The organism is Commensalibacter sp. M0133 (assembly GCF_016101485.1).
GTDB classification, from domain to species: domain Bacteria; phylum Pseudomonadota; class Alphaproteobacteria; order Acetobacterales; family Acetobacteraceae; genus Commensalibacter; species Commensalibacter melissae.
The window spans coordinates 368,346-395,274 of sequence record NZ_JACFQI010000001.1; the positions used below are offsets into that span (position 1 = coordinate 368,346).

The 26,929-nt window shown below is 37.4% G+C and carries 28 protein-coding genes; 9 read left to right on the forward strand and 19 right to left on the reverse strand.

Features of this window, described 5'->3' with window-relative positions:
- Window positions 1–96: 96 nt before the first annotated feature.
- From H3T46_RS01630 to H3T46_RS01645, 4 genes are all read left to right on the forward strand, one after another.
- Window positions 97–594 (forward strand): cytochrome c family protein, encoded by a 498-nt coding sequence (locus H3T46_RS01630; protein WP_122123584.1) that lies wholly within the window; start codon window positions 97–99, stop codon window positions 592–594.
- Window positions 595–804: 210 nt separating this feature from the next.
- Window positions 805–1,590, forward strand: a complete 786-nt coding sequence (locus H3T46_RS01635) for an inositol monophosphatase family protein (RefSeq protein ID WP_347401001.1) — start codon at window positions 805–807, stop codon at window positions 1,588–1,590.
- A gap of 25 nt (window positions 1,591–1,615) precedes the next feature.
- Window positions 1,616–2,875, forward strand: a complete 1,260-nt coding sequence (serA, locus tag H3T46_RS01640; RefSeq protein ID WP_155568113.1) for a phosphoglycerate dehydrogenase — start codon at window positions 1,616–1,618, stop codon at window positions 2,873–2,875.
- Window positions 2,876–2,912: 37 nt separating this feature from the next.
- Window positions 2,913–4,397 (forward strand): YifB family Mg chelatase-like AAA ATPase, encoded by a 1,485-nt coding sequence (locus H3T46_RS01645; protein ID WP_198197231.1) that lies wholly within the window; start codon window positions 2,913–2,915, stop codon window positions 4,395–4,397.
- Here H3T46_RS01645 and metC read toward each other — a convergent pair.
- The gene (metC, locus tag H3T46_RS01650) at window positions 4,389–5,612 is read right to left on the reverse strand and encodes a cystathionine beta-lyase (RefSeq protein WP_198197232.1); all 1,224 of its coding nucleotides are present in this window, start codon (window positions 5,610–5,612) and stop codon (window positions 4,389–4,391) included. The two genes, H3T46_RS01645 and metC, sit on opposite strands and share 9 nt — an antisense overlap.
- A gap of 276 nt (window positions 5,613–5,888) precedes the next feature.
- Between metC and H3T46_RS01655 the strand changes: the two genes are divergently transcribed.
- Entirely contained in the window at window positions 5,889–6,545 is a 657-nt protein-coding gene (locus H3T46_RS01655; RefSeq protein WP_155569253.1) for an endonuclease/exonuclease/phosphatase family protein, read from the forward strand.
- On the opposite strand, the gene cls is transcribed toward H3T46_RS01655, so the two are convergent.
- Window positions 6,540–7,976 (reverse strand): cardiolipin synthase, encoded by a 1,437-nt coding sequence (gene cls / locus H3T46_RS01660; RefSeq protein WP_198197233.1) that lies wholly within the window; start codon window positions 7,974–7,976, stop codon window positions 6,540–6,542. The genes H3T46_RS01655 and cls overlap by 6 nt on opposite strands.
- A 67-nt stretch (window positions 7,977–8,043) precedes the next feature.
- On the opposite strand from cls, the gene H3T46_RS01665 reads away from it, so the two are divergent.
- On the forward strand, window positions 8,044–8,439 hold the full coding sequence (locus H3T46_RS01665) for a YraN family protein (RefSeq protein WP_198197234.1): 396 nt from the start codon (window positions 8,044–8,046) through the stop codon (window positions 8,437–8,439).
- On the opposite strand, the gene H3T46_RS01670 is transcribed toward H3T46_RS01665, so the two are convergent.
- From H3T46_RS01670 to purB, 9 genes are all read right to left on the reverse strand, one after another.
- Window positions 8,436–8,801 carry a hypothetical protein gene (locus H3T46_RS01670; protein WP_198197235.1) on the reverse strand — a complete coding sequence of 122 codons (366 nt, stop codon included), beginning with the start codon at window positions 8,799–8,801 and terminating at the stop codon, window positions 8,436–8,438. The two genes, H3T46_RS01665 and H3T46_RS01670, sit on opposite strands and share 4 nt — an antisense overlap.
- A gap of 120 nt (window positions 8,802–8,921) precedes the next feature.
- Complete coding sequence (gene grxD, locus H3T46_RS01675; protein WP_198197236.1) at window positions 8,922–9,251, reverse strand: Grx4 family monothiol glutaredoxin; 330 nt, start codon at window positions 9,249–9,251, stop codon at window positions 8,922–8,924.
- A gap of 24 nt (window positions 9,252–9,275) precedes the next feature.
- On the reverse strand, window positions 9,276–9,503 hold the full coding sequence (locus H3T46_RS01680; RefSeq protein WP_110438007.1) for a BolA/IbaG family iron-sulfur metabolism protein: 228 nt from the start codon (window positions 9,501–9,503) through the stop codon (window positions 9,276–9,278).
- A 2-nt stretch (window positions 9,504–9,505) separates the two neighbouring features.
- Window positions 9,506–11,716, reverse strand: coding sequence for a phosphoribosylformylglycinamidine synthase subunit PurL (gene purL / locus H3T46_RS01685; protein WP_198197237.1), 2,211 nt, complete (start codon window positions 11,714–11,716; stop codon window positions 9,506–9,508).
- Window positions 11,716–12,414, reverse strand: a complete 699-nt coding sequence (gene purQ / locus H3T46_RS01690) for a phosphoribosylformylglycinamidine synthase subunit PurQ (protein WP_155566818.1) — start codon at window positions 12,412–12,414, stop codon at window positions 11,716–11,718. The genes purL and purQ overlap by 1 nt, the downstream gene beginning before the upstream one ends.
- The gene (locus tag H3T46_RS01695) at window positions 12,414–12,815 is read right to left on the reverse strand and encodes a Rap1a/Tai family immunity protein (protein WP_110438010.1); all 402 of its coding nucleotides are present in this window, start codon (window positions 12,813–12,815) and stop codon (window positions 12,414–12,416) included. Before H3T46_RS01695 ends, purQ begins: the two co-directional genes overlap by 1 nt.
- The gene (gene purS, locus H3T46_RS01700; protein WP_155565471.1) at window positions 12,812–13,054 is read right to left on the reverse strand and encodes a phosphoribosylformylglycinamidine synthase subunit PurS; all 243 of its coding nucleotides are present in this window, start codon (window positions 13,052–13,054) and stop codon (window positions 12,812–12,814) included. Before purS ends, H3T46_RS01695 begins: the two co-directional genes overlap by 4 nt.
- Entirely contained in the window at window positions 13,051–13,821 is a 771-nt protein-coding gene (gene purC / locus H3T46_RS01705) for a phosphoribosylaminoimidazolesuccinocarboxamide synthase (RefSeq protein WP_198197647.1), read from the reverse strand. The genes purS and purC overlap by 4 nt, the downstream gene beginning before the upstream one ends.
- 137 nt (window positions 13,822–13,958) lie before the next feature.
- Complete coding sequence (gene purB, locus H3T46_RS01710; RefSeq protein WP_155565472.1) at window positions 13,959–15,311, reverse strand: adenylosuccinate lyase; 1,353 nt, start codon at window positions 15,309–15,311, stop codon at window positions 13,959–13,961.
- 124 nt (window positions 15,312–15,435) lie between these two features.
- Between purB and H3T46_RS01715 the strand changes: the two genes are divergently transcribed.
- From H3T46_RS01715 to H3T46_RS01725, 3 genes are read left to right on the forward strand one after another with little or no spacing between them, the layout of a single operon-like run.
- Window positions 15,436–16,035 carry a YjbE family putative metal transport protein gene (locus H3T46_RS01715; RefSeq protein ID WP_155565473.1) on the forward strand — a complete coding sequence of 200 codons (600 nt, stop codon included), beginning with the start codon at window positions 15,436–15,438 and terminating at the stop codon, window positions 16,033–16,035.
- 26 nt (window positions 16,036–16,061) lie between these two features.
- Complete coding sequence (locus H3T46_RS01720; protein WP_198197238.1) at window positions 16,062–18,035, forward strand: lytic transglycosylase domain-containing protein; 1,974 nt, start codon at window positions 16,062–16,064, stop codon at window positions 18,033–18,035.
- A 34-nt stretch (window positions 18,036–18,069) separates the two neighbouring features.
- Entirely contained in the window at window positions 18,070–18,579 is a 510-nt protein-coding gene (locus H3T46_RS01725; protein ID WP_198197239.1) for a CinA family protein, read from the forward strand.
- 68 nt (window positions 18,580–18,647) lie between these two features.
- Here the strand turns inward: H3T46_RS01725 and H3T46_RS01730 are convergent, their stop codons facing one another.
- The 8 genes from H3T46_RS01730 to H3T46_RS01765 all read right to left on the reverse strand — a co-directional run bounded on the left by H3T46_RS01730 (window position 18,648) and on the right by H3T46_RS01765 (window position 26,795).
- Window positions 18,648–19,094, reverse strand: a complete 447-nt coding sequence (locus H3T46_RS01730; protein WP_198197240.1) for a hypothetical protein — start codon at window positions 19,092–19,094, stop codon at window positions 18,648–18,650.
- A gap of 187 nt (window positions 19,095–19,281) precedes the next feature.
- Window positions 19,282–19,716, reverse strand: a complete 435-nt coding sequence (locus tag H3T46_RS01735; protein ID WP_155565477.1) for a type II toxin-antitoxin system RatA family toxin — start codon at window positions 19,714–19,716, stop codon at window positions 19,282–19,284.
- Between the two features lie 40 nt (window positions 19,717–19,756).
- Entirely contained in the window at window positions 19,757–20,692 is a 936-nt protein-coding gene (gene lipA, locus H3T46_RS01740; RefSeq protein WP_155565478.1) for a lipoyl synthase, read from the reverse strand.
- 56 nt (window positions 20,693–20,748) lie between these two features.
- A complete protein-coding gene (gene trpC, locus H3T46_RS01745; protein ID WP_122123602.1) occupies window positions 20,749–21,606 on the reverse strand; it encodes an indole-3-glycerol phosphate synthase TrpC in 858 nt (285 codons plus the stop codon).
- 12 nt (window positions 21,607–21,618) lie between these two features.
- Window positions 21,619–22,695: an anthranilate phosphoribosyltransferase gene (gene trpD / locus H3T46_RS01750; protein ID WP_198197241.1), complete on the reverse strand. Its 1,077-nt coding sequence runs from the start codon at window positions 22,693–22,695 to the stop codon at window positions 21,619–21,621.
- A 2-nt stretch (window positions 22,696–22,697) separates the two neighbouring features.
- On the reverse strand, window positions 22,698–23,300 hold the full coding sequence (locus H3T46_RS01755) for an aminodeoxychorismate/anthranilate synthase component II (RefSeq protein ID WP_198197242.1): 603 nt from the start codon (window positions 23,298–23,300) through the stop codon (window positions 22,698–22,700).
- Window positions 23,301–23,339: 39 nt separating this feature from the next.
- Window positions 23,340–24,851, reverse strand: coding sequence for an anthranilate synthase component I (trpE, locus tag H3T46_RS01760; protein WP_198185315.1), 1,512 nt, complete (start codon window positions 24,849–24,851; stop codon window positions 23,340–23,342).
- Between the two features lie 21 nt (window positions 24,852–24,872).
- Window positions 24,873–26,795, reverse strand: a complete 1,923-nt coding sequence (locus H3T46_RS01765) for a peptidylprolyl isomerase (RefSeq protein WP_198197243.1) — start codon at window positions 26,793–26,795, stop codon at window positions 24,873–24,875.
- Window positions 26,796–26,929 lie beyond the last annotated feature (134 nt).

Below are 26,929 nucleotides of genomic sequence, written 5' to 3' on the forward strand. Positions count from 1 at the left end.
CAGTTTTTCTTTATGTTGTATTATTAATAATAAGCTTTTATTCTATAATCAATTTAATAATCATAGTTGTTATTCAAGAAACCAAAGAAAAATAAAATGGATAGTTTTGACTGGAACCGTATAGCTGCAGCTTGTGTCATATCCTGTGGAATATTGTTTGGTAGCTGGTTGATAAGTAAGATCCTGATTCCTTACTCACCGCTTACATCATCAGTATATGCTAGTGAAAATCAAGAAACCATTGATCTCAAAACCGCCGATATAGGCAAAGGAAAAATCATTGCCTCACAACAATGCGGAGTATGCCACAGTTTCAGACAGGGTGAACCTGATAAAATAGGGCCTTCACTTTTTAATATCAAAAATAAAAAAATTGCCTCCAGTCCAAACTTTAATTACTCTTCCTCGCTTAAAATACATGAAAACGAATACTGGACTGTGGAAAATCTAAATAAATGGCTTGCCAAACCACTCGCTTTTGCTCCCGCTACTCTAATGGCTTATGGTGGTCTTTCATCAAATAAGGATCGAGCGGATGTTATTGCATATCTGAATTCTCTGACAGGCAATAATCCTCCATCAGGACAAAAATAAAAAAACTAAAATAAAGAACCATTTGCATATGTAATAAATTTAACTATGCTTAACCCAAAAAATAATTTTTGAAAAATTATAATATTTTAAATTTTGTTGATTTCAAACAATAGGTTTTATAATCTTTATGCTCCAACAATTTTAATGTTAAAATTATAAATCGATTAATTTTTTACCCTTATCACCTAATTGTCTAATCAGGAAAATATAGTGAAGAATTTAAATTCTTATCTTCAGATTGCTGAACATGCCCTTCAAGAGGCACAAAAAGTTATTCGTCCCTATTTTAGACATTCAATTCATGCAGATGACAAATATGATGAATCCCCTGTAACAAAAGCCGATCGTGAAGCCGAACAAACAATCCGACAAATCCTAAAACAAGAAACACCCGATTTTGGAATTATTGGAGAGGAATATGGATCAGATAATATAAATTCCAAATTTCAATGGGTTATAGATCCAATTGATGGAACAAGGGCTTTTATAACAGGCCGTCCCTTATTTGGAATATTAATCGCCTTATTGTATGAGGGTAATCCTGTATTGGGAATCATTGACCAACCGATACTCAAAGAGCGCTGGATCGGTCTTGAAGGGTATGAAAGCCAATTTATTTCTGAATTTGGTGGTCATATAGGTACAAGAAAATGTATTGACCTTTCCATAGCCGAAGGTTCTTGCACTGCACCAGAAATCCTTGATCATTCTCCAAACACCCGCTGGAAATCATTGTGCAAAAAAATCAAGAGAATGAGCTGGGGTGGAGATTGTTACGCGTATGGTTTATTGGCATTGGGTCAAATTGACCTCATAATTGAATATGGCAATAAAATTTGGGATTGGGCGGCCTTGGTTCCAATCATAAAAGGAGCCGGAGGATCAATAACCGACTGGAATGGAAATTCCCTATCTCTTCAAAACAATAATAAATCTGTGCTAGCTTTGGGTGATCCAGGCTTAAAACAGGACGTTATAAAAATTATAAATTTTTAGTTTCTATATATTAAAGAGAAAATTAATGAATTCACATCTATCATTACCCAAAGACAAAATTCATATTCTTTTATTAGAAGGTGTTCATCAAAGTGCCGTCGATTTATTAAAAAAGAATGGGTATAACAACATTACCTATCTTAAGACAGCCTTGGAGGGTGATGCTTTAAAAAAAGCGATCAAAGGTGTACATTTAATCGGTATTCGCTCCCGTACACAATTAACCAAAGAAATCTTGGATGAAGCCGATAAACTGATTGCTATTGGATGTTTTTGCATCGGAACAAATCAAGTTGATCTTAATGCTGCACGCAATCTGGGTATTCCTGTTTTTAATGCCCCCTTCAGCAATACCCGTTCGGTGGCGGAATTGGTAATGGGTGAAATCGTCATGCTGTTAAGGCGCATTTTTGTTCGCTCATCCGAATGTCATAAAGGACTCTGGGACAAAAGCAGTATAAACAGCTGGGAAGTAAGAGGCAAAACTTTAGGAATTGTGGGATATGGATCCATCGGATCACAATTATCAATTTTAGCCGAATCTTTTGGATTACAGGTTATATATTATGACATAATTGATAAGTTAAGTCATGGAAATGCGCGTCCTGTCCAATCATTGAAAGATCTTTTACAGATAAGTGATATTGTTAGCCTACATGTGCCTCATAATAAAGGCACTATCAATCTGATAGGCGAAAAAGAGATAGCCTTGATGAAACCCGGTTCATTTCTTATCAATAACGCTAGAGGACAGGTTGTTGATATTGATGCCCTTGTACAAGCATTGAAATCCAATCATCTTTTAGGTGCGGCAATTGATGTATTTCCTGTAGAACCCAAAGTTAAAGGTGAGGAATTCACTTCACCATTACGCGGATTGGATAATGTTATCCTAACTCCTCATATCGGTGGATCCACAATCGAGGCGCAAGAACGAATTGGTCGGGAAGTAGGAAATAAGTTTATTGAATATTCGGATGTCGGTTCAACCCTAAGTGCCGTAAATTTTCCAGAGGTTCAGTTGCCAATCCGTTTAAAGGGCACACGATATATGCATGTTCATCAAAACATTCCTGGCATCATGCAAAAAATTAACAACATATTTACCAAGGTCAACGCCAATATTTCCGCTCAATATTTACAGACGGATGGTGAAGTGGGTTATGTTGTCATTGAGGCAACAACCGATGGAGATAAGGAAATTGATATCGAAATTTTGCGAGCCTTACGCAATCTCGAGGGAACGATCAGGGCTCGAATCCTTTATCGTCCAAATGAGTTGTAATTAATTAAAATTTTAAAGTCAGGATCCATATTCTATAATGGCAATAACCAGAATATCAACTTTTGCCTTTTCTGGTATTGATCCTATTTCTGTGGAAATTCAGGTTCAAATTTCTCGAGGCTTACCCGCATTTACAATTGTTGGCCTGGCTGATAAAGCCGTGACTGAATCCCGTGAACGGGTTAAGGCCGCCCTTATCTCAATGGGCATAGCCTTACCACCGAAACGGATTTTGATAAATCTTTCTCCAGCCGATATTATTAAAGAGGGCACTCATTATGATTTGCCTATTGCATTGGGACTGTTGGTCGCTTTGGATATTATTCCTGAAGAAATGTTATTGAATTATGCAGCTGTTGGCGAATTATCACTTGATGGAAAAATTAGTGCTGTCAACAATGTAATTTCAGCAACTATTGGAGCTGTTTCTCAAGAAAAAGGTTTGATTTGTCCAGCCATACAAGGAAGCGAAGCCCTATTGGGTGGAGATATAGATATACTTGCTGCTCCCGATCTGCTTTCAATCATCCAGCATTTTTTGGGAAAACAGATTTTAACGCCTCCTAAAATGTTACAGTCTCCAAAAACCTCCCATGATTATGATTTGTTTGATATCAAAGGTATGGAAAGTGCAAAACGTGCTCTGGAAATTGCCGCTTCAGGTGGGCATTCAATGTTGATGATTGGGCCGCCAGGATCTGGCAAATCCATGCTTGCAACAAGATTGCCCAGCATTTTACCTGATTTAACCGCACAACAATCTTTAGAGGTTACTCGTATTTATAGTGCTGCGGGATTATTAAACGGTTCTGTCCCTATCAGACAACCTCCCTTTCGAAACCCGCATCATTCTGCCAGTCAAGTTTCATTAACTGGAGGAGGAATAAAAGTGAAACCGGGTGAAATAAGCTTGGCTCATCATGGAATATTATTTTTGGATGAATTTCCTGAATTTACGAGGAACAGTCTTGAAGCATTAAGACAACCGCTTGAAAATGGTAAAATATCTATTGCCAGAGCGATGAATCATATAACTTTCCCTGCGAAATTTCAATTAATTGCCGCAATGAATCCCTGTCGATGTGGATATATGGGCGATACAGAACGTGAGTGTCATCGTGTCCCCCGCTGTGGTGAAGAATATACTCGTAAGATTTCTGGTCCATTATTGGATCGTATCGATATTGTTACCTATATTGAACCGATACCACCACGCGATATCGTTTCCATACCGAATGGTGAAAAAAGTGTAAAAGTTGCAAAACGTGTAAAAAAAGCCAGAGAAAAACAATTTGAAAGACAGAACAATTTAAATTGTGAATTAAATAATAATCAAATATCATTATCTGCCTCGGTGGCGGAAATAGTAGAAAAAGCTTCAGTGCAATTACGCCTTTCTGCCCGAGGCATCACAAGATTATTGAGGGTGGCTCTTACAATCGCAGATCTTTCAGAAAAGGATGAAATTGATGTTTCCAGTATTACTGAAGCGTTGTCCTATCGAAAACGTAATCTACTTTAAAGTTTTATCAAAAGCTTGTTTTAAATCTTCAATCAAATCATTTTCATTTTCTAAACCGATATGAAACCTACAAGCCGAACCAGTTAAAGTTCTGCTTTTATATTTCCTTCTTATCTCTCCATCAGTGAGTAAAACCAGACTTTCATATCCCCCCCAAGAAGCACCAATTGAAAAAATTTTAAGATGATTAATCATTTCAATAACTTTTTGCAAAATAATATTTTTTTTGAAAACCACTCCAAATACACTGCTTGCACCTGTAAAATCTCGTTTCCAAAATTCATGCCCATAACAACTTGGCAATGCGGGATGAAGAACCCGTTCAACATAAGGTTGCCGACTGCACCAGTGTGCAATTTTTAATCCGGTCACTGATTGTTTTTCGAGTCGCGCTGCCATAGTTCTCAACCCACGCAATGTTAACCAGCATACATCTGGCGCTGCCACCTCTCCCATGGCGACAGCATAATCCCTTAAAATATGCCAGTCATCATCACATTTAACTGTAATGGCACCAAGTACTAAATCTGAATGACCATTGGCATATTTTGTTAGTGCCTGAACAGATATATCCACTCCATGCTCGAAAGGCTTAAATATACCTATTCCCCATGTATTGTCTAATATTAGTTTAGCTCCATATCTATGAGCTATTTCAGCCGTACCGGCAATATTCTGAATTTCAAAACTATGACTACCGGGACTTTCCGTAAATATTAATTTCGTATTGTTTTGAATATAGGTTTCAATTTCACCAAGATTACAATCAGCGGGGTAGTAGCTGATTTCAACTCCAAATTTTTCCAAAACAGTCTCTGCAAACCGTTTGGTTGGCCCATAGATACTGTCAATTATCAAACAATGATCACCTGACGATAAAAAACCTAATAGAGGTATAGTACAAGCTGCCAAACCCGATGATACTACTTGACAATGTGATCCTCCTTCAATTTGGGCAATAACTTGCTCAAGCTGATGCTGATTTGGTGAACCCATTGCTCCATAAAGCGTTTCATGTTCATACTTACCTTTTTCCGAACGACGCATTGCCTCAACTGAAGGATATATAACTGTCGATCCACGTGCGAGCGGATCATTTACAAACACACCTTTCTCGGGTAATGAGTATGTCTGTCTACCTATTTGGACCAAAAATGTTGACAAAATTTTCCATCCATATGAAACGGCCCATTCTTCAGATGATATATGAGACATGCTTTAACCTTTTTGATAAAAAAAATTTTTACTTACTGAAAAATCATTTTATAAAGATTTGTCATATTTTTATATTTAAATCCTGTTAGCAATAATTGAAACTCATACTTTATAATATTTACTAATTCGTAATTGTTATCTATAATTAATTATAACAAAAATGTTACTAAAATTCTTATATATTGAAAAACAAAGATTAATTCTTAAATTTGTTGGATCAGAAATAGGTAGTAATATTAACTATATTATCAGATAACTATCCAAGAATATCAATTCATGATCCTTTCAATTACGCCACATTACAAAATTCCTAACATTCCTAAAATATTTTCTCAAATGAAAATTATCAGCTGGAATTTGTTAAGAAAAATTGGAGCATCCCCATATGACGTTGCTTATTTGATCAATAATCACAAACCTGATTTATTGTTAATGCAGGAAGCAACAGAGGAAATTAATATTTTACCCGATCTTGTTGGTGGTTATTACAGTCGTTTTCCATTACCTGGCAGAATTCATGGTGTTGCTTGCTGGAGTCCTTACCCATTTTTTTCGCCACCCACGATTTGCGATTTACCCCGAGGCACGTTAATCAAACGTGTTGCCCAATTGATCGATTATGGAAATTTCTGGATAGCTAATGTCCACCTATCCCATGGTCAGATATTGAACCGTAAACAATTACAGGCTCTTGCCGGTATTCTACCTGATCACGCTGCAGTTTTAGGTGACTTTAACCAGATTGGTCCCGCATTATTACATGGATTCAGAGATGTTGGGCCCAATGAACCAACACACAAAATGGCCAATCTTGTGCCAATTCGTCTCGATCGTTGCTTGATCAAGGGTATGGAATGTATTGCAAGTCAGGTTTTATCCAGATTTACATCCGATCATCATCCAATAATGGTGATACTACGTCCAGTCTTATAAATATGGAAGCAGCAATCGAGTGGTAGCATCTCTTAATTTTACCAAAAAGAATCTTTTTTCAAGCTCTTTTAATTTTAATGGCTTGTTTTTATGCAATATAATGAAATCGTCAATTTTTTCTGAAAATTTTTCATGATAAACTTCCATATTGATTTCAAAATTCAATCTTAAACTGCGCATATCAATATTTGAACTACCAACAAAGGACCATAAACGGTCAATAACCATCAGTTTGGAATGATTGAAAGGAGGTTTGGCCAACCAGATTTTACATCCATAACGTAAGGGTAATTTATTGTTTATGTTTCTGGCCCAATCAACCAAAAACTGATTGCTTTGTTCAGGGGTAATTATATCAATTTCCACCCCTCGAATGGCAGCCATACATAACAATGATAGAAAACGGTCATCTGGCAAAAAGTAAGGAGTCATAATCCTTATTGATTTACGCGCCAAACTTATTGCCTGCATCATTGTATATTTGATTTTTTCCATATCTGAATCAGGACCAGCGGTTATAATGCGACATACCATATCTCCTTCCTCTTTCACTTCTGGAAAAAATTTTTCATCATCTAGCTTTTCCGATGTAATAAAAAACCAGTCCTGCAAAAAAGCTTCGGTTAATTCATGAACAATGGCGCCTTTTACCCTAAAATGAGTGTCTGAAACCGGATTTTTAGGGCATTTTGATAACACATTTACAGCAGCGATATTTAAACCTCCTATAAACCCAATCTTTCCATCTACCACCAAAATCTTCTTATGAGTTCTTAGGTTTATAAACGCCATTTTCCAGGGAAGAAATGTATGCATAAACCTGTCTATACGAACGCCATGAGCTTTTAAATATTTGGCAATGGGACAATAGAAATAACCGCTACCTATTCCATCGACAAGTACACGGACAACAGCGCCCCTTTCATGTGCCCTGATTATTGCATCGGCAAATTTCCTGCCAATATCATCACTTTTAAGAATATAAGAGGATAAGAAAACGCAACTATTTGCAGAATTTATTGATTCCAGCATAACGGGATAGGCTTCATCCCCATTATGATATATATCAATATTATTTCCCTTTAATAATGCCCTTTGTGTAAAGCTATCTACAACTTTAGCCAATGGATAAAAATGACCTTGAACTGTATAATTAAAATTGCTTTTGGTAAATTTATGATGCCAAGGCCTGTGTGTGGCCAATTTTTGTGCCTTTCGGGTAACACGATTTATACCAAACATAAAATACAGAATAAAACCCGTAATTGGCATTATCCACGAGAATCCGATCCATCCTATCGCAGCTTTGGTATCTCTCACATGTTTCAAAACATGATATGTAACCACTATTAATAAAAATAATCTTAGAACCGCCATTACCCAATCTTGCTTGACATCAATAAAAAACAGATAAGTATAAAAGGCAGTCATAAAATCCCATTCCAAATATTTAACAACATATATTTTTATTCTATTTTAATTATGTTATGCTTTAATTATGATCAAATTTAGTAATCGTCAAAACGATTTTAATTCTTATTCTTTCACCAATAAAAATTATTCTGCTGGATTATTTGCTGAAGAAAAAGTAGCGATCTATTTAAAAAAACTTGACTGGAACATATTGAATCAAAGATACCGCTGTCCATTTGGAGAAATTGATTTAATTGCACAACGTGCTGACTATATATTGTTTGTGGAAGTAAAAAAAAGAAAATCCTTGCGAAAAGCTCTTTTCGCTCTTACCAATAGACAAAAACTAAGATTGATTAATTCAGCGAATTGTTATCTTGAAACATATAATATGAATAATATCAATAATGTTCAATTTGATTACATTATACTAGATTCTCAAAATCGGATTGAACATCTTGAAAATATTACCGCTTATTAGCTGCGATGGCGACGACCTTTAGACTTTTTATGGGATGAAACATTATATAGAGCGTTTCTTACCCTCATTTTTCCTAGATTTTTTTGTCTGTAGGAAATTTTATGAACCAATGATGAATAACTTTTTTTTGAACTCGTGTGATAGGCAACATTCCTTAGCATTGGATGTCTTGATTTTCTCACGGTACGTTTGACAGGACGGTAATGATGTACTATAGGTGCAGCCGTAAGGGATGCAAGGGTTAACTTACCGGCTTCCGATTCCGTAACAATATGTTGTGCCTTAACAAAAGAAGGCGTTGAACATCCTAATATTGTAACCCCTAAAACCCAATAAAAAGTATTTTTTACATTTTTTATCATTATCCCATACCCTTAAACATACCAACCTAGATATCAAGAAACACATTATAAGGATAATTTAGCAAGAATAAAAAGAAATAAAATAGAATTTTTATTCTTGCGTTGTAAAAATTCTACTATTTACTTGCTGATAATATTTTCATCCTGAAAAAGGTTTTTCAATTCGCCAGTGGCATACATCTCGCGAACAATATCACAACCACCGACAAGCTTTCCCTTGACATAAAGCTGAGGAAAAGTTGGCCAACTGGAAAACTCCTTTAATCCCTGCCTTAATTCATCATTTTCAAGAATATTTACATCCTTGAAGGAAACGCCCATATCAGAAAGAATATGAACCACTTTTGCAGAAAAACCGCAACTTGGAAAGTCTGCTGTACCCTTCATGAAAAGAACAATAGGATTGTTATCGATTTCTTTTTGGATTTGTTGAAATAACGGATTACTCATTTATTGTATAATTCCTTGATTAAATTATTTTAATACAGACGTTTGTAAAGCCAAGGCATGTAAATCTTTATCCATATAATTTTCCAATGCCTTATAGACAAGCTGATGTTGCTGAACTTTGCTTAATCCATCAAATTCTTTAGCGCTGATCTTGCAATAGAAATGTCTTCCATCATTTTTCAATGCACCAACATCAATAATAGCATCAGGAAATACTTCGACTAAGCGATCTTTAATTTCTGAAATATTCATCTTTAAACTTTCATTAAATTTTCAAAGAAGGACTTGGACGCAGCTTTCATTCTTGCAATTGTAATCATGGCACCTGATGGCATGACAAGGCTATCCCCACCAGTATACCCTATTAATCTTGCGGCAACACCCTGTTCTTTTGCTTTTGATATAATTAAATCAGCATCAGAAGTCATGACAATATAACGTCCCTGATCTTCACCAAACCAATAGGCTTCTGGTCGCATACCACTTTCAGGAACATCAAGCGTGCAACCGGTATTTCCTGCCATTGCCATTTCAGCAATTGAAATAAGAAGACCACCATCAGATACATCATGACAAGCTGCAACTAGTCCCTGGTTAATAATGGTGCGAACAAAATCACCATTGAGACGTTCGATATTTAAATCAACAGGTGGTGGGTAACCTGCCTCTTGTCCCATAATTTCCCTGAGCCATAGCGTTTGACCCAAATGACCTTCCGTCTTACCGATTAGAACAAGTTTGTAATTTTTCTGTAAAGCGCTACCCACTGATTTTGAAACATCTTCAATAACACCTAAACCACCAATGGCAGGTGTAGGCAATACCGATACATTTTCATTTTGTGCATTACGTGTTTCATTGTAAAGTGAAACATTTCCACTGACAACAGGAAAATCTAGTGCGTTACAGGCATCTTTCATACCTTCAATAGCGGCAATAATCTGTCCCATTATTTCAGGTTTTTCCGGATTACCAAAATTTAAATTATCGGTTATTGCCAGTGGTTTGGCACCTACTGCGGTAATGTTGCGCCATGCTTCGGCAACAGCCTGCGCTCCACCCTGATAGGCATCGGCTTGACAGTAACGAGGTGTACAGTCTGTTGTTAACGCAAGACCTAAATGATGACCATCAACCTTTACCACCGCTGCATCACCTTGTCCTGGACGATAGACTGTCTGACCACCAATCGTGCTGTCATATTGATCCCATATCCAGGAACGGGATGCCAAATCGGCACAACCCAGCAACTTTATGACGGATTTTTCAATATCGATAGTAATATTTAAAGGCGCGATAGGTTGTGGTGCAGGATAATTGGAGGATGGTCGTTTATAAAGTGGTGCCTCATCAGCCAGGGGTGCAAGGGGAATATCAGCTTCTGTCTGATTATGATGTTTGATAACAATACGTCCCGTATCCGTCAGATATCCAATAATGGCAAAATCCAACTCCCATTTTTCGAAAATTTGCTTGGCAATCTCCGTTCGATCTGAACGCAAGACCATAAGCATTCTTTCCTGACTTTCGGAAAGCATCATTTCATATGCTGTCATCTGGTCTTCACGTTGCGGAACGTGATCCAAATCCAGCTCAATACCGACACCACCCTTTCCGGCCATTTCCACAGCCGATGAGGTCAGACCAGCAGCGCCCATATCTTGGATGGCAACAATGGCATCCGTTGCCATTAATTCTAGACAAGCCTCAATCAGCAATTTTTCAACAAATGGATCTCCAACCTGGACGGTAGGCCGCCTTGATGCTGAATCCTCATCAAATTCCGCAGAAGCCATTGTTGCCCCATGAATGCCATCACGACCCGTTTTGGAACCAACATAAATTACAGGGTTACCTACTCCAGCTGCAGCTGATAAAAATATACGGTCTTTTCTTGCAATTCCAACCGTCATTGCATTGACAAGCGGATTGCCGTTATAACTTTCATGAAAATTGACTTCTCCACCGACCGTAGGAACACCTACACAATTTCCATATCCTCCAATACCCCGAATCACTCCATCCACAATATGACGAGTCTGGGGGTTATCGGGGCTACCAAATCGTAAAGCGTTCAGGTTGGCAATCGGTCGTGCACCCATGGTAAACACATCACGCAAGATACCACCAACACCTGTTGCCGCACCTTGATAAGGTTCAATAAAAGAGGGATGATTATGACTTTCCATTTTAAAAACCGCCGCCAAACCCTCGCCAATATCGACAACACCAGCATTCTCACCTGGACCGTGAATAACCCATGGAGCTTTTGTCGGAAGATTTCTTAACCATGCACGGGAAGATTTATAAGAGCAATGTTCTGACCACATGACCGAAAAAATACCCAATTCGGTCAGGCTGGGTACACGCCCCATGATAGACAAGACTTTCTGATATTCATCAGCAGATAAACCGAACTGTTTTGCCAAAGCTTCATTTACAACCAATTTTTGTATCTTACTCATCAAGCCAAGGTCTCCATAATACCCTGGAATAAAGGTTTTCCATCTTCACTTCCCATTAAGGGATTCACCATATCTTCAGGGTGAGGCATCATTCCACAGATTCTTCCATTCAAACTTACAATACCAGCTATGGCATTAATGCTGCCATTTGGGTTTAACTGTCTATCTTCCGGATTTACAATTCCATTTGCTGAGCTATATCTGAAGGCAATCTGTCCCTCTCCTTCAAGCTGTCTTAATGTTTCTGAATCACAAAAATAATTTCCATCTCCATGCGCAGTTGCTGTCTTGAAAACATCACCTTTATTCCACCCGCATGTAAAAGCGGTATCATTTCGTTCAATCTTTAAATGACAATCACGAGATAAAAATCTCAGGCTTGCATTCGGTAGCAAAGCACCGGGAAGTAATTTGGCCTCTGTCAAAATCTGAAAACCATTACAAATTCCAAGAATATATCCCCCTTTATTCGCAAAATCACAGATTTCTCTCATTATTGGTGAATGCGCCGCCATTGCACCACAACGCAAATAATCCCCATAACTAAATCCACCAGGCAAAACGATCATATCCAAAGAAGGTAAAGTTGTTTCACGATGCCAAACGATAACGGGAGTTACACCCGTTACCTGTTCAAAGGCAATCACAACATCTCGCTCACGATTGGTACCTGGAAAAACAACGATACCTATTTTCATTACCTTACCCCAACAGATGCGTTTTTACATGGATAAGATTCATGCAAAGCACTAAAGACAGTCGCTCCTGCTGGCTGGTTCAATTGATCTGGATGTGCCTTCATATAATCAATAACTTTTTGACGCATTTCATTGCCAGATACGGAAGGATCAATGCAAAAACCGGCCGGTGCCTTGGGATCGCCTTCATTTTTGGCATAGACTTTTGAAAATGCGACAGAATCAGCAATACCGCTAATATAAATATTACATGCCCTAACCGTCTGTGATTTTTGACATAATTGCAGAAAATCGGCAGCTTTAACTTTACTCACTCTTTGCGCCTGCACTGTTGTATTTGCGCAAGCCATTAACAAAGCGATACCGGATACAGTAAATAATATTTTCTTACCTATACTCATGATAAAACCTCGACTTCAAAATCTTCGATAACATTATTGGCCAATAAATTTTGAGCCATTTCTGTTGCCTTTTTTTTGGCTTCACTTACTGACATTTCAGATAGTTCAAGATCAACTACACGTCCAACGCGTACATCTTTTACTTCATTAAAAGACAGATTATGCAATGCATGGTTAATCGCCTTACCTTGTGGATCGAGAACACCCTGTTTCAACTGAATAATCAAACGTAATTTCATTCCATATGCTCCGGATTGCTACTTTCTATAACCTCAAAATTTTTTTCAGGAATAATTTTCAATCGCCTGGCGATTTCCTGATAGGCTTCTTCCACTTTACCAAGATCACGACGGAAGCGATCCTTGTCAAGCTTTTCACCACTTGCCATATCCCAAAAACGACAATTATCAGGTGAGATTTCATCTGCCAAAACGATATGAAATTCATCATCTTTCCATAAACGTCCATATTCAAGCTTGAAATCGATCAGCTTGATTCCGATACCCGCGAACAATCCTCTGAGAAAATCATTGATACGTAAAGTATAACTTACGATTTCATCCATTTCCTGCAAGGTCGCCCAATTGAATGTTGTAATATGATCTTCCAGAACCAGTGGGTCATTCAGTTCATCATTTTTCAAATAATATTCGACAATGGGACGGGGAAGTTTTTTCCCCTCATCCAATCCCAGACGTTTGACAATACTACCCGCCGCAACATTTCTGACCACAATTTCCAAGGGAATGATCTCAACAGATTTTACCAGTTGTTCCCGCATATTCAAACGACGGATAAAATGGGTAGGTATATTAATTTCAGCAAGCTGCAACATCAAATATTCGCTTATGCGATTATTCAATACACCCTTCCCCGTGATTGTACCCTTTTTTGCACCGTTACCAGCCGTTGCATCATCTTTAAAATATTGAACAATTGTTCCAGGTTCAGGTCCTTCGTAAAGAATTTTTGCCTTACCTTCATAAATTTTTCGCCGACGGGTCATCATGTCCCTTAATTTTACAATGTGATTAAAATAAATTGAAATAATAAGTACTTGAAATGCAAGCAAATATTATATGAACTTAAATCTATAATATTGCGAGAATTACTGGATTTACAAGCTCTTTTATTCAAGAATGTTTATTCTGGTACAGGCCCGGTTTCACCAAAAACATTCGCATAAATATAATCAAGATTTTTTGTATGCATACTACCATCCATGGCTTTATCCAGAACCTCAGGACTGATTTTCCCCATGATTTCTGGATCATTTTCCAGATTTTCCCTGAATGTTTTTCCATCTGCTGTATTCAATTTTGTCCAGGTAGCCATGGCACACCGTTGAACGATACGATAGGCCGCCTCTCGTGATAAACCTGCCTTGGCCAATACCAGCAATACCTCACCAGAATGAACAACACCTCCAAGACTTTCAAGATTTGCCTTCATTTGGTCAGGATAAACAACCAGTTTTTCCATAACTCCTGCCAATCTATTCAAGGCAAAATCAAGAGTTACGGTTCCATCAGGACAAATCATTCTTTCCACTGAAGAATGACTGATATCTCTTTCATGCCACAATGCTACATTTTCAAGTGCTGGAATAACATGTGATCTTACAATTCTTGCCAATCCTGTTAAATTTTCTGATAAAACGGGATTGCGTTTATGAGGCATTGCGGAAGACCCTTTTTGATCAGGATGGAAATATTCTTCCGCCTCACGCACTTCAGAGCGTTGCAAATGTCTTATCTCGATTGCTAGACGTTCAATAGAACTTGCAATAATAGCCAAGGTTGAAAAAAAGGCAGCATGCCGATCACGAGGAATAACCTGTGTTGACACGAGTTCCTTTTGCAGTCCCAAATGTTCGGCGACATAAGCCTCGATCCGTGGATCAATATGCGCATAGGTACCGACGGCACCAGATATGGCGCAAATGGCAATTTCCTTACGGGCAACGGTCAAACGTTCCTTGTTCCGTTTAAATTCCGCATAATATCCAGCCAATTTCAAACCAAAGGTTAGTGGTTCTGCATGTATCCCATGACTTCGACCAATGGTCATGGTATATTTATGGTCATAAGCCTGCATCTTTAGAGCTTCAAGAACTCGGTCAAGATCTTTTATCAAAAGGTCAGCAGCTTGTGTCAACTGAACAGAGAGACATGTATCCAACACATCCGAAGATGTCATTCCCAAGTGAACAAAACGACTATCTTCCCCTATTTTTCCTGCCAACCATGTTAAAAAAGCGATAACATCATGACGAACCTTGGCTTCGATTGCATCAATAACCTGAACATCCTCTTTATTGAATGTGGCCATTGCATGATCCCCATTCTGTCGAATTTTTTTTGCTGAATTCGCCGGGATATACCCATAATTCGACATTGCTTCACAAGCCAAAGCTTCAATTTCAAACCAAATACGATAACGATTCTCAGCATCCCATATAGAAGTCATTTCAGGACGGCTATAACGTGGAATCATTCTCTGGTTTCCTTTCTTCTTTCCGATAGCTTAAAAAAAGTTTATATCATAGATTTTATATAATTCGTCCAGCCTTATTTTGAATAAAATTAAGTTAAATCATCATGAAAGTAATTAATTCCCGATGCTTGATTATATCCTTTCCATTTTTATCGGTCTTATTCGGATAATCCTGCTTGATATAACGCTTGCCGCAGATAATGCCATCGCAATCGGTCTGGCGGTGAATGGATTGCCCGAAAGCCAGAAAAAGAAAGCAATATTCTGGGGATTGGGAGCGGCCGCAATTATCCGGATAATGTTTGCCCTTGTTGTACAGTATCTCCTAAAGATCCCCGGACTGAATTTGATCGGTGGTTTCCTTCTTTTATGGGTCTGCTGGGAGATAGTCGATGGAATAAAAAATTCCAGTCATGATAAACACAATATCACCCCACCGATTCATAATACTTTAAAAAAATCCATAAGAAGTATCATTATTGCGGATATTTCAATGAGTCTCGATAATGTTTTGGGTGTTGCAGGTGCTGCAGGAAACAATTTATGGTTAATGGCGGGAGGAATTTTCCTGTCCGTTACTTTGATGGGAATGGCTGCTTCCTATATCGCAAAATTATTGAACCGTTATAAATGGCTTGCATGGATCGGTGCATTGGTTATTTTAAGTGTTGCTATCGAACTTATCTATAAAGGTGGTGTGCAGCTATATAATCTATTGGGTTAAATTTTAGACTTATAAGGATAATTTTAATGAGTTTTTTGATTATTAACAAAAGTAAAATACCTTTCATTTCAATTTTAACTTTTATATCCTTATCATCTATTGGCTGCAGCCAGAGTCATTCAGTGCAAACAAGATCCAGTCATGTCTCTCCTTCACAAAAACTGGCCGTTTCTTTATCTCACGAAACCGGCAAAAATCTCAAAATAAACGATAAGCTCAATCTATACTTACAATTACTTCAGACAAATAACTTTTCAGCAACAACCTATGCTGATTTCATAACCAACAATCCGACATGGCCCAATCAAAATGTTCTCTTAGACCTTATGCAAAAGCAACTTTTAAATGAGACAGATAAAAATGCCATTTCAAACATTTGTAAAACCCAACCCATAAAAAAGGCATCTGCTCTTAAATTTTGTGCACAACAAACTGAGGTGAAACCTGAATTAATTCAAAAAGCTCGATCAGCATGGATATTCTCCATCAATTTACCTGCTGATGAACAAGATATTTTACCTGCTTATAATCAATATTTTACCAAACAAGACAATTGGAACCGATTTGATAGGCTGGAAAACGCGGGTTTAACACTTGCAGCGTCCCGTCAGGTTAAGTATCTTACCTCAGAACAAAGCAATTTGGCTTTGGCACGTCTTGCGTTTAGAAAAAAACAACAAGATGCGGAAAATTATCTAAGTAAACTTTCAAAATCCGATTTAAATGATACAAGTCTAATATACAATCGCCTAAGATGGTTACGTTTACAGAACCGCCAAGAAGAAGCCTTGAAATATTGGCGGTTTACTGGATTAAATGAAGAATTGAAATCAAACCAAAAACGTTTTTGGTTTGAGCGAAACAATCTTATTCGTGACTTTTTGAAAAATAATAATATTAAACAGGCGGCTTCATTAATTACGGATGCCAGTTGCAATCCATCCTCATGTCAACAAGATGAAATATTCTTGGGGGGGTGGATACAATTAAGAAAACTGAATAATGCTTTAAAATCAATAAATTATTTTAAAAAATTAATTCAATCCAATAACATATCAATCAAGTCTCGTGGATATTATTGGCTTGGACGTGCCTATCAAGCCAATAATAATAACGATGAGGCAAACCAGGCATGGAGGGCGGCCTCTAAATATCCGGTTACATTCTATGGACAGCTTTCCATTGCTCAACTACACCATTTGAATGTTCAAAATTTACTATTAAATCCAAATTCCCTACAAAAAATTCTTCAAACATATCTTACCAATATCAAGGAAGCTTCCTCTTCCAATTCTCAATATATTTTTTTTAAAAACAATGAGTTAATACAAGCGACTCAAATTTTGATTGAACAGGGTGATTATAATCATGCCCGTCCTTTTTTAGCAGCCTATAACAAATTACATTTTGATATTGCAAATCAGATCATTAATGCAAATTATGCCAATCAGATACATTTACCGGACAATGCTGTAACCATATCTCGTCAAGCAGCAGCAAAAGGTTATATATTTTTGAAAAATGGCTGGCCAAGACCTTATGAATCACTTGCAAACGAAGGATTGCCATCGGGTTTATCCTTGGCAATTATGCGCCAAGAAAGTAGCTTTAATCCAGTTATTGTTAGTCGTGCCCATGCATATGGTCTTATGCAGCTTCTTCCCTCAACCGCTCGTGAATTGTGTCATCAGAAAAAAATACCCCTCAATATGGGTAACCCTGGCAATCTTATTGTTGCTGACAACAATATTCGTTTGGGTACCGCCTATCTAGCAAAACTGATGGAAAGATTTGATAATAATCTCATTTTCACAATCGCGAGTTATAACGCTGGACCCAACCGTGTGAAAAACTGGTTAAATTCATCAGAAAATAATTCAGTACAAACTTATACTGATATGATAGATTGGATTGAAATGATTCCATATACCGAAACAAGAAATTATGTTCAACATGTAATGGAAAATCTAATGATTTACCAAACCAATATAAATAAATAGAGCCTCTTAGTTTATCAATGAAGGGAATTTGTTTATGAATATGACATTATTGAAAAATAAATGTGATAAGCTTTGTCAGGATATCGCTTTGCTATCACAAAAATTTCCTTTAAAAATTGTCACAGCTGAAAGTTGTACAGCTGGCCTGATTTGTTCAAGTCTCACCAATTTAGCAGGTTCTTCGCACTATATTGAGGGTGGACTGATCACCTACTCCAATGAAATGAAAAAAAATATTCTGGACGTTTCAGAAAACAGCCTAAACCAATTTGGTGCAGTCAGTGAACAAGTTGCCAAAGAAATGGTTCATGGAGCATTAAAAAAAACACCCAATGCCAATTGTGCTGTTTCAGTAACGGGTATTGCAGGTCCAGATGGTGGTTCTTTTAATAAACCTGTAGGATTAGTCTGGATAGCATTTAAACAATCAGGTCATCAGCCTGTTGTGCAAAAAAACAATTTTTACGGTAATCGAGACGAAATTCGATTACAGGCCACCATAAACGCTTTGGTATTAATTAAAAAACATTTTACTTGGGTATAGATTTTTTATTTCTTATATCAGCAGATCATTTTAAAAAAGATCTGCTGACAAACCAATTTTATATAAAATTAATTTGCAGGAGGCATATTATTTGGATTGACTGCACCCTGCGCATTCGCGGGTCCAACAGGTGCCCCCATTGTAGGAGGTGCCGAAGCGTTAATTGGTCCATTTACAGAGGGAGAGGTCTGCATAGGAGGTTGTCCCACAACAGGTGTTGAGGGTTGTTGACCCGCTGGACTTTGTGGAGCAAGTACACCAGTATTGGGATCACGATTTACTGATTGTGCAGTCTGCAAGCTACGGGCATTCAAATCACGCGTGGCTTGATTTTGGCTGTCTTTATCTTGATTATAGGCAGAATGATGATGTCTCGATTTATGAGACTTACCATGTCTTATTTTATGATTGGCAACATGAGAAGCACGATGACCATGCGTTGCCGCCATTGTAGTTGCAGGTAAAGCATAGGCAAAAGCAGCAGCCATTAGAGATAATTTAAATGTAGAATTCATGATTCTATCCTTTAATATATATAATCAACATTTTAATTTTTATTTTTAATTAATAAAAATCAGTTCATGTTTATTTGTGTTATTAGTCACAATTTCATTATACTTTATTATCATTTAAATAGCTACAATCAGTAAAGTAAATAATCCCTCATTATGGGCTTAAACTGGCATCCATAATAAAAAATTATTATGCTGTTGCATAGATATCATCGGCACGCTTGATAAAAGCGGAAACCATTTTTTGGACCGCTTCATGAAAGATCAACCCCATAGCTTTTTGCATTAACTTTGACTTGAACTCGAAATCGACAAAAAAATCAATTGTGCACCCTCTTTCATCGGGTAGGAAAACCCAATGATTACTTAAATATTTCAAGGGCCCCCGATCATAGGTCACTTCAATCTTATCAGGACGATATAACTCAACACGACTACCAAATACCTCGGTAAAAGGTCCAAAACCGACTTTTAAATCAGCGAGTAAAAGTTCACTATCCTTATATCGAATATACGCTCCGTTACACCAAGGCAAAAATTCTGGATATAAATCAACCGCGGCAACCAGATCAAACATTTGTTCGGGTGTATGGTTAATTAAACATTGTTCGGTATGCGTAGGCATCAATCATCACTCCAGAATATTTTATTATAAACATAACAGTTTAATGCAATGCATACCGTTTACGTTTCAACACCGTAAAATCTGCATCGGCATGATAGGATGAACGTGTTAAAGGAGAAGCGCTTACCATTAAGAAACCTTTTGATTTAGCCAATTTTTCCAATTCTTTAAATTCATCAGGATGAACATATTCCATAACAGGTGCATGTTTGGAAGAAGGTTGTAAATATTGACCCAACGTTAAAAAATCTACCTCAGCACATCTTAAATCATCCATAACCTGAATGATTTCTTCCTTTGTTTCTCCCAGACCAAGCATTAACCCCGATTTTGTGAATATGGACGGATTCAGTATTTTTGCCTCATGCAAAATTCTCATTGATTGAAAATAACGAGCACCTGGACGAATGGATGGATATAAACGTGGAACTGTTTCCATATTATGGTTGAAAACATCGGGTTTGGCTGCGCTGATAACAGCCAACGCCCCATCTTTTCTAAGAAAATCAGGTGTCAACACCTCAATTGTAACAGTTGAAGAAATATTTCTTATAGCCTTGACAACATTTGCAAAATGGGAGGCCCCACCATCTTTTAAATCATCACGATCAACAGATGTAATTACAACATGACGCAATTTTAATTTTTGAACCATATCAGCAATTTTTGATGGTTCATCATGATCAATTGGGTCAGGTTTTCCCGTTGCAACATTACAGAACTTACATGCTCTTGTGCAAATGCTTCCCAAAATCATTACTGTTGCGTGACCCTCTGACCAGCATTCACCAATATTTGGACAAGCAGCCTCTGCACAAACGGTATTTAGTTGATAATTCTGAAGCAAGGTATCCGTTTCATTAAAACTGGAACTATGTTTAATCCTTGTTTTAATCCACGCCGGTTTAGGAAGTTTCGCAATATTCTCACCAGATAAAACTGTCTGATGACGAACTACAATACGTTTTACAGTCATTTTAGATCATATTCCCGATTGTAAAAAACAGATACGCAAAACAACATAAAACAATTTTATTTAATTCCTAATAGATTTCTGGCCGCTGCCCCTGCATTTTTTTGTGATAATAGGCTTTCACCCACCAATACTGCACCAGCTCCAACTTTCTGGACAGCCTGAATATCCTCAAACGTTTTTAATCCACTTTCTGAAACAATAATACGGTCAGGAGGAACCAATGGAGCAAGATGTTGAGTTATCGATATATCCGTTTTCAGGGTTTTCAAATTTCTATTATTGATGCCAATAAGAGAAACATCCAATGCCAGCGCCCTGTTCAATTCTTCCCTGTCATGTACTTCTACAAGCACATCCAGCTCCAAACATGTAGCCAATTCCAGTAAGGCGGCCGCTTCTTTATCTTTTAGTGCGGCCATGATCAATAAGATACAATCTGCTTCAATCACGCGACTTTCGTAAACTTGATAAGGTTCAAGAATAAAATCTTTACGTAGAACAGGAAGGGAACAAGCATCTCTTGCAATTTTGAGATCCTCATTATTTCCATGAAAATATGCATTTTCTGTCAAAACGGATAAACAACAAGCTCCTGCATTTTCATATTGAACCGCGATCATCGCCGGATCATAGTCAGGACGAATAATTCCTGCAGATGGAGACGCTTTTTTACATTCAGCAATTAATCCAATCTGTTTTTTTGCCACCTGGTCTTTTATTATTTTAGCAAAACCGCGAGTTGGCGTATTTTTATTTTTTGCTTCTCGAATAATATCCTTGAAGGATTTTATTTCTGCCCTTTTTGCAACTTCGGCCCTTGTTCTTGCACAAATTCGCTCCAATACATCAGAGGGATGATTTTCAGATTGCAAAATGGCATTCAAAACGGAATTGGATTTTTCTTCGTCATTCATGATATTGTCTAATTAAAAATGGTTTTCATTTTGTATGGCCCGAAGAACTGATAAAGCCTTACCGCTATCGATCGCTTCAGACGCTTGGTTTATAAGTCTCTTCAAGATACAAGGATCAATTTCACCATGTGAATTTATCAAAGAATAACCTTTTACAATATGTAGCGCAATAGCGGTATTTATCAAGACTGTATCACGATAGGCACCTTTTTCACCACAAAGAAGATCCAGCAATGCCTTCGCATTTTCGGAAGGTGTTCCACCCTGTATCTCTGTAAGTGGGGTATGTCTCAGACCGGCCGCTTCCATAGTGGACAATGTTAAATCAACCGGTACAATCCTGTTATTTTCCAGGGCCAATATCGTTGATGGTCCTGCCAACGTAATTTCATCAACACCGTGTTCGGATTTATTGGGATCAATAAACCCATGAACAGCCCATACCCGTTTTGAACCCAGTTTTTGCAAGACCTTGATTAGAGGATACAACCATTTTTCATGATATACCCCAATCATTTGATATGAAACATTTGCCGGATTGGATAAAGGACCCAGTAAATTAAATATAGTCCGAATTCCAAGTTCTTTACGTACAATATTAATTTCTTTAAGAGCCGGATGATGAATAAAGGCCGATAAAAAAGCCAATTTATTATCACGCAAATTATTTTCAATAACTTCAAAATCATCCTCTGGCATAATACCCAGAGCAGATAGTACATCAACACCACCACTTTTGGATGACTGTGCCCGATTTCCATGTTTGGCAACCGGTATTCCAAGAGCGGCCAGAACAAAACTGACAGCAGTAGAAATATTCAAAGTGCTACGTCCATCTCCGCCTGTTCCACATACATCAATTGTTTCATCATCAATCAGTTTTATGGACAGCATGCGTTGACGCATTGATTGAACAGCCCCTAAAAGCTCTTCAACCGTTTCACCCCGCATTCGTAATATTATTAAAAAAGCCGCTATTTGAGCATTTGGAACATTACCAGAAAATATATGCTCGAAAATTTCATAGGACTTTTCCGTAGAAAACTTTTGTCCTTGTAAGGCTTGTTGTAAAATATGTGTAAAAGACAAAGTTAAATCCTGTTTTTCAATGACTTTTTTTCATTCCATTCATTTGATAAAAAAAGGAAGTTTTTCAATAAATCATGACCTTGTTCAGAAGCAATGCTTTCTGGATGAAATTGCACACCATATAAAGGAAATCTTTTATGTTGCAAAGCCATTAAAATATGATCGTCGGTGAATGCCGTTAAATTAAAATCATCAGGGAGACTTTCCGTTTCAATAATTAAAGAATGATAACGAGTTACCTTTAGGGGATTGTGCAAATTCTTAAATATTCCTTTTCCATCATGTTTGATTTTAGAAATTTTTCCATGCATGGGATTTGTCTTGATAATTTTGGCTCCAAATGCCTGCCCAATAGCCTGATGTCCAAGACAAACACCCAAAATGGGGATTCTTGATGCGGCACTTTTAATCAATTCACAACATATCCCTGCATCAGAAGGTGTACAAGGGCCAGGTGAGATAACAATTGCCTCAGGTTTTAATGATATGGCTTCACTTACAGAGATTGAATCATTTCTGTAAACCTGACAGTCACATCCCAAATCACCAAGATATTGGACGAGATTATATGTAAAACTGTCATAATTATCGATAAGTAAAATCATGATTTCTTCGAATTCCAAAAATTTGATTAAAGCATATGACTAATTTGCTTTTTTAGAAAAATTCTTGTTGGTAAACGTATAACGCCAAGCCTCTTCAGCGGCACGAAATAATGCTTTTGCCTTATGTTTTGTCTCTTGGTATTCCGCTTCCGGATCGCTGTCAGCAACCACCCCACACCCTGCTTGAACATACATATGCTGATCTTTAATGAGAGCTGTTCGCAATCCTATACAGGTATCCATACTTCCATCCGCTCCAAAATAGCCAATACATCCTGCATAGGTTGTTCTGCGTGTTGGTTCTACCTCATCAAGAATTTCCATCGCTCTTATTTTGGGTGCTCCCGTCAATGTTCCAGCTGGAAAACCGGCAATCAAAGCATCCAGAGCGGTTAGCCCTTTACGCAATTTACCTTCAACATTTGATGAAATATGCATTACATGGCTAAATCGTTCAATAACAAATTTTTCTGTTACTTTTACACTTCCAATTTCACTGACACGCCCAACATCATTCCGACCCAAATCAATCAGCATAAGATGTTCGGCCAATTCTTTTTTATCAGCCAACAATTCTTTTTCTAACTTGAGGTCTTCTTCATAACTTTTACCTCTTGGACGAGTACCCGCCAAGGGGCGAACCGTTACTTTTCCACCTCTCAACCTGACAAGAATCTCAGGTGACGAGCCAACCAGGGCAAAATTTTCAAGTTGAAGACAAAACAAGAAAGGTGCCGGATTGATTCGTCTTAACGCACGATATAATGATACTGGTGATAAAGCAAAAGGAACAGAAAAGCGTTGACTGGGGACAACCTGAAAGACATCACCATCATAAATATATTTTTTGATATTTTGAACAATATCCCTAAACTGATCTTTGGTTAATGTTGATTGCGGTTTTGGTAATGTTAATGGATTGATATTCGAAGTTTTTTGCTCTAAAGGAAAAGGCTCAGCCAATGCTTCTTGAATTTTTTGCAAGTTTTTTTTTGCCTGAAATTCTGTTTTGTCTGACGTATCCCTTAGAGGTGCCGCCAAAATCAGTTCGTCCTTAACAGCATCAAAAATTGCAAAAACAGAAGGTCTGATCATGATTCCTTCAGGCAAATGAAGATCATTGGCCGGAGGATTGGGCAGATCTTCCATCTGTCTGACCATATCATATCCCAAATATCCAAAGATCCCACCAACCATGGGTGGAATATCCATATCAATTTCTAATTGGCTTTCAGAAATCAATGCACGCAGAGATTCCAGAGGCTTTTTATTTTCCTTAATGTAATTTTCCGCATTGTCTGATGGATTTCGATTAATATAGGCAATTCCATCTATAGATTTCCATATCAAATCGGGAAATAAACCGATAATGGAATAACGTGCTTTGTTTATTCCTCCTTGCACGCTTTCCAGCAAAAAAATATTGGTCAGATTCTTTCCAACCAATTCGGATAATCTTAAAAAAGCAGCAACAGGGGTCAGTAAATCAGCTGATTTAATTGAATATATTACTGTTTTTTGTTGATTAATCTGAAAATCTTCATTCAACACGAAATCTTAATCCCTTTTGAGTTAATGGCTCAGCTGATCAATTAACGCATCAAGCGCTTTTTTATTGATTGTGGGTTTACTTGATTGTTCTAATGATATTGCATAACTAGCCTCAATATCGTTTTGTAAAGACTGAGCTAATTTATCTTTCAAAATTTGGTAGTTGTCCTGATCAATTTTCGATTGCGGTGTTTCAATCAAATTCAAACTTGCCACCACAAAACCATCATTTGATTCAATCATAGTGACATCCCCAAGTTTCATTGAAAAAGCTGCATTCTGCAATACTGGCGATAGATTCTGGGCTGGCTTTTGTCTAGTAAATCCCTGACTTAACTGTAAGGGAAAACCTGACTTTACTTCTTCAAGTTTCTTTTTCTGAACAAAAACAGCTTTATATATGTCTGTAGCGGCAATATTTGCCTGATGATAAATATCTGCATTTTGCCAGGCTTTTATAACCTTGTTTTTTGCTTTATCATAAGGTTCCTCATGAGCAGGCAATATATCCTCAATTAAAAATGCATAATATGAATTATTTCCGCCATCTATCACAGAAGGATAGGTATTTTTGGCAGTTGAGAAAATTTTGGTCAACATATTCTGTCTGAATTTTCCACTTGCTGGTATAGGTGCCTGTTCTCCATTAAGGGTCAATCCCTGTTCATTAATTGTTCCTTCCACTGCATCAGCACCTATATCAGATGTAATTTTATCAAGACTACTTCCTTCTGCCAAAATGTTCTGTAATTTGGAAACACGACTTCCCAATTCCTGTTTGGCTTGTTCATTTGCAATTTCAACTTTCAATTGTGATTTGGCCTGTTCAAAACTAACAATTTTGGAAGGTAGTATCCGGGTTACTTTAACTACCGACCAACCCAAAGTTGTTTTGAATGGTTCTGTCACTGTTTCAGGATTTGCATTGAAAACCCCATTACCCAGTTCGGGCAAAGGAATTGCCGTTTTTTCTAAACCTGTCATTTCCAAAGCCGTTCCTTGATTATTATGCGCATACTCCTGTATTTTTTCCCAGTTGTTTTGATGACGCCAATATACAGATGCTGTCTGCGCCTGACTTTGCTGGTTAAAAGTCAATACTTGAAAACTTCTGGCTTCAGAATGAACAAATTGCTTTTTCTTGTTTTCATAGGCTTGATGTAAACTTTTATCATCAATCTCCAGACTTTTGGCTATTGTGTCAGGCGATAGAATGACAATTTTTACCCTTCTATATTCAGGGATTTTAAATTCCCATAAGTGATTGTCATAATAACGCTTCAATATTTCTTCCTTTGGCGTTTCTCCTGAATGAAAATGACTATATGGCACTGAAACAAAGGATAATTTTCGCGTCTGATTCAAAAATTGATAATAGGGCTGCACAAAACTATCAGAAATTTTAACCCCCGATACAATTGGATCAATCATGTTTTGAATGGATATTTGATCCCGAACCATGGAAAGAAAATATTTTTCGGATATATTTGCCGCTTTTAACTGCAAATTGAATTTCTCACGATCAAATTTTCCATCTGTTTGATATTCAGGCATATTCCAGACTGTATCTCTAATCACCGTATCAGGAACATTAAGCCCCAATGAATGAGCGTTATTAATCAAAATATTTTGCAAGATCAGCTGCTGCAACGTTTGATTAATTGTCATATTTTTAACTATGGGTGGAATTTGGGAAATATCCGAATATCCCTCTTTCATAGCCTCTTGGTATATTTGCTTTTGGAAAAGGTTATCCAATTCCATTACAGAAATTTTTCTATCACCAACCTTGGCAACAACATTAGGATCACCATTAAGGCCATTGTTCCAGACATTCATGAATATGTCACTGACGCCCCATCCAACAAATACAATAAATATGAGTGCGACGAGAATTCGCCCAAACCAGGAATCAATAAATAAATGCCTTAACCGAGATAACATGTGATATAACCCAACCGCGTTATTTTAATTGATAATGAATCATTCTATAATTGATAAGACCAAACTGATCCACAAAAACATTTGAAAATATTATTCATAAACAGCTTTAAAAAACATCCTTTCATAACATATCC

Bases quoted from the DNA above. Each gene is read 5' to 3' on its own strand.
- H3T46_RS01630 (WP_122123584.1), top strand. From the start codon at position 97: ATGGATAGTTTTGACTGGAACCGTATAGCTGCAGCTTGTGTCATATCC.
- serA (WP_155568113.1), top strand. From the start codon at position 1,616: ATGAATTCACATCTATCATTACCCAAAGACAAAATTCATATTCTTTTA.
- H3T46_RS01645 (WP_198197231.1), top strand. From the start codon at position 2,913: ATGGCAATAACCAGAATATCAACTTTTGCCTTTTCTGGTATTGATCCT.
- metC (WP_198197232.1), bottom strand. From the start codon at position 5,612: ATGTCTCATATATCATCTGAAGAATGGGCCGTTTCATATGGATGGAAA.
- H3T46_RS01655 (WP_155569253.1), top strand. From the start codon at position 5,889: ATGATCCTTTCAATTACGCCACATTACAAAATTCCTAACATTCCTAAA.
- cls (WP_198197233.1), bottom strand. From the start codon at position 7,976: ATGACTGCCTTTTATACTTATCTGTTTTTTATTGATGTCAAGCAAGAT.
- H3T46_RS01665 (WP_198197234.1), top strand. From the start codon at position 8,044: ATGATCAAATTTAGTAATCGTCAAAACGATTTTAATTCTTATTCTTTC.
- H3T46_RS01670 (WP_198197235.1), bottom strand. From the start codon at position 8,801: ATGATAAAAAATGTAAAAAATACTTTTTATTGGGTTTTAGGGGTTACA.
- grxD (WP_198197236.1), bottom strand. From the start codon at position 9,251: ATGAGTAATCCGTTATTTCAACAAATCCAAAAAGAAATCGATAACAAT.
- H3T46_RS01680 (WP_110438007.1), bottom strand. From the start codon at position 9,503: ATGAATATTTCAGAAATTAAAGATCGCTTAGTCGAAGTATTTCCTGAT.
- purL (WP_198197237.1), bottom strand. From the start codon at position 11,716: ATGAGTAAGATACAAAAATTGGTTGTAAATGAAGCTTTGGCAAAACAG.
- purQ (WP_155566818.1), bottom strand. From the start codon at position 12,414: ATGAAAATAGGTATCGTTGTTTTTCCAGGTACCAATCGTGAGCGAGAT.
- H3T46_RS01695 (WP_110438010.1), bottom strand. From the start codon at position 12,815: ATGAGTATAGGTAAGAAAATATTATTTACTGTATCCGGTATCGCTTTG.
- purS (WP_155565471.1), bottom strand. From the start codon at position 13,054: ATGAAATTACGTTTGATTATTCAGTTGAAACAGGGTGTTCTCGATCCA.
- purC (WP_198197647.1), bottom strand. From the start codon at position 13,821: ATGACCCGTCGGCGAAAAATTTATGAAGGTAAGGCAAAAATTCTTTAC.
- purB (WP_155565472.1), bottom strand. From the start codon at position 15,311: ATGATTCCACGTTATAGCCGTCCTGAAATGACTTCTATATGGGATGCT.
- H3T46_RS01715 (WP_155565473.1), top strand. From the start codon at position 15,436: ATGCTTGATTATATCCTTTCCATTTTTATCGGTCTTATTCGGATAATC.
- H3T46_RS01720 (WP_198197238.1), top strand. From the start codon at position 16,062: ATGAGTTTTTTGATTATTAACAAAAGTAAAATACCTTTCATTTCAATT.
- H3T46_RS01725 (WP_198197239.1), top strand. From the start codon at position 18,070: ATGAATATGACATTATTGAAAAATAAATGTGATAAGCTTTGTCAGGAT.
- H3T46_RS01730 (WP_198197240.1), bottom strand. From the start codon at position 19,094: ATGAATTCTACATTTAAATTATCTCTAATGGCTGCTGCTTTTGCCTAT.
- H3T46_RS01735 (WP_155565477.1), bottom strand. From the start codon at position 19,716: ATGCCTACGCATACCGAACAATGTTTAATTAACCATACACCCGAACAA.
- lipA (WP_155565478.1), bottom strand. From the start codon at position 20,692: ATGACTGTAAAACGTATTGTAGTTCGTCATCAGACAGTTTTATCTGGT.
- trpC (WP_122123602.1), bottom strand. From the start codon at position 21,606: ATGAATGACGAAGAAAAATCCAATTCCGTTTTGAATGCCATTTTGCAA.
- H3T46_RS01755 (WP_198197242.1), bottom strand. From the start codon at position 23,300: ATGATTTTACTTATCGATAATTATGACAGTTTTACATATAATCTCGTC.
- H3T46_RS01765 (WP_198197243.1), bottom strand. From the start codon at position 26,795: ATGTTATCTCGGTTAAGGCATTTATTTATTGATTCCTGGTTTGGGCGA.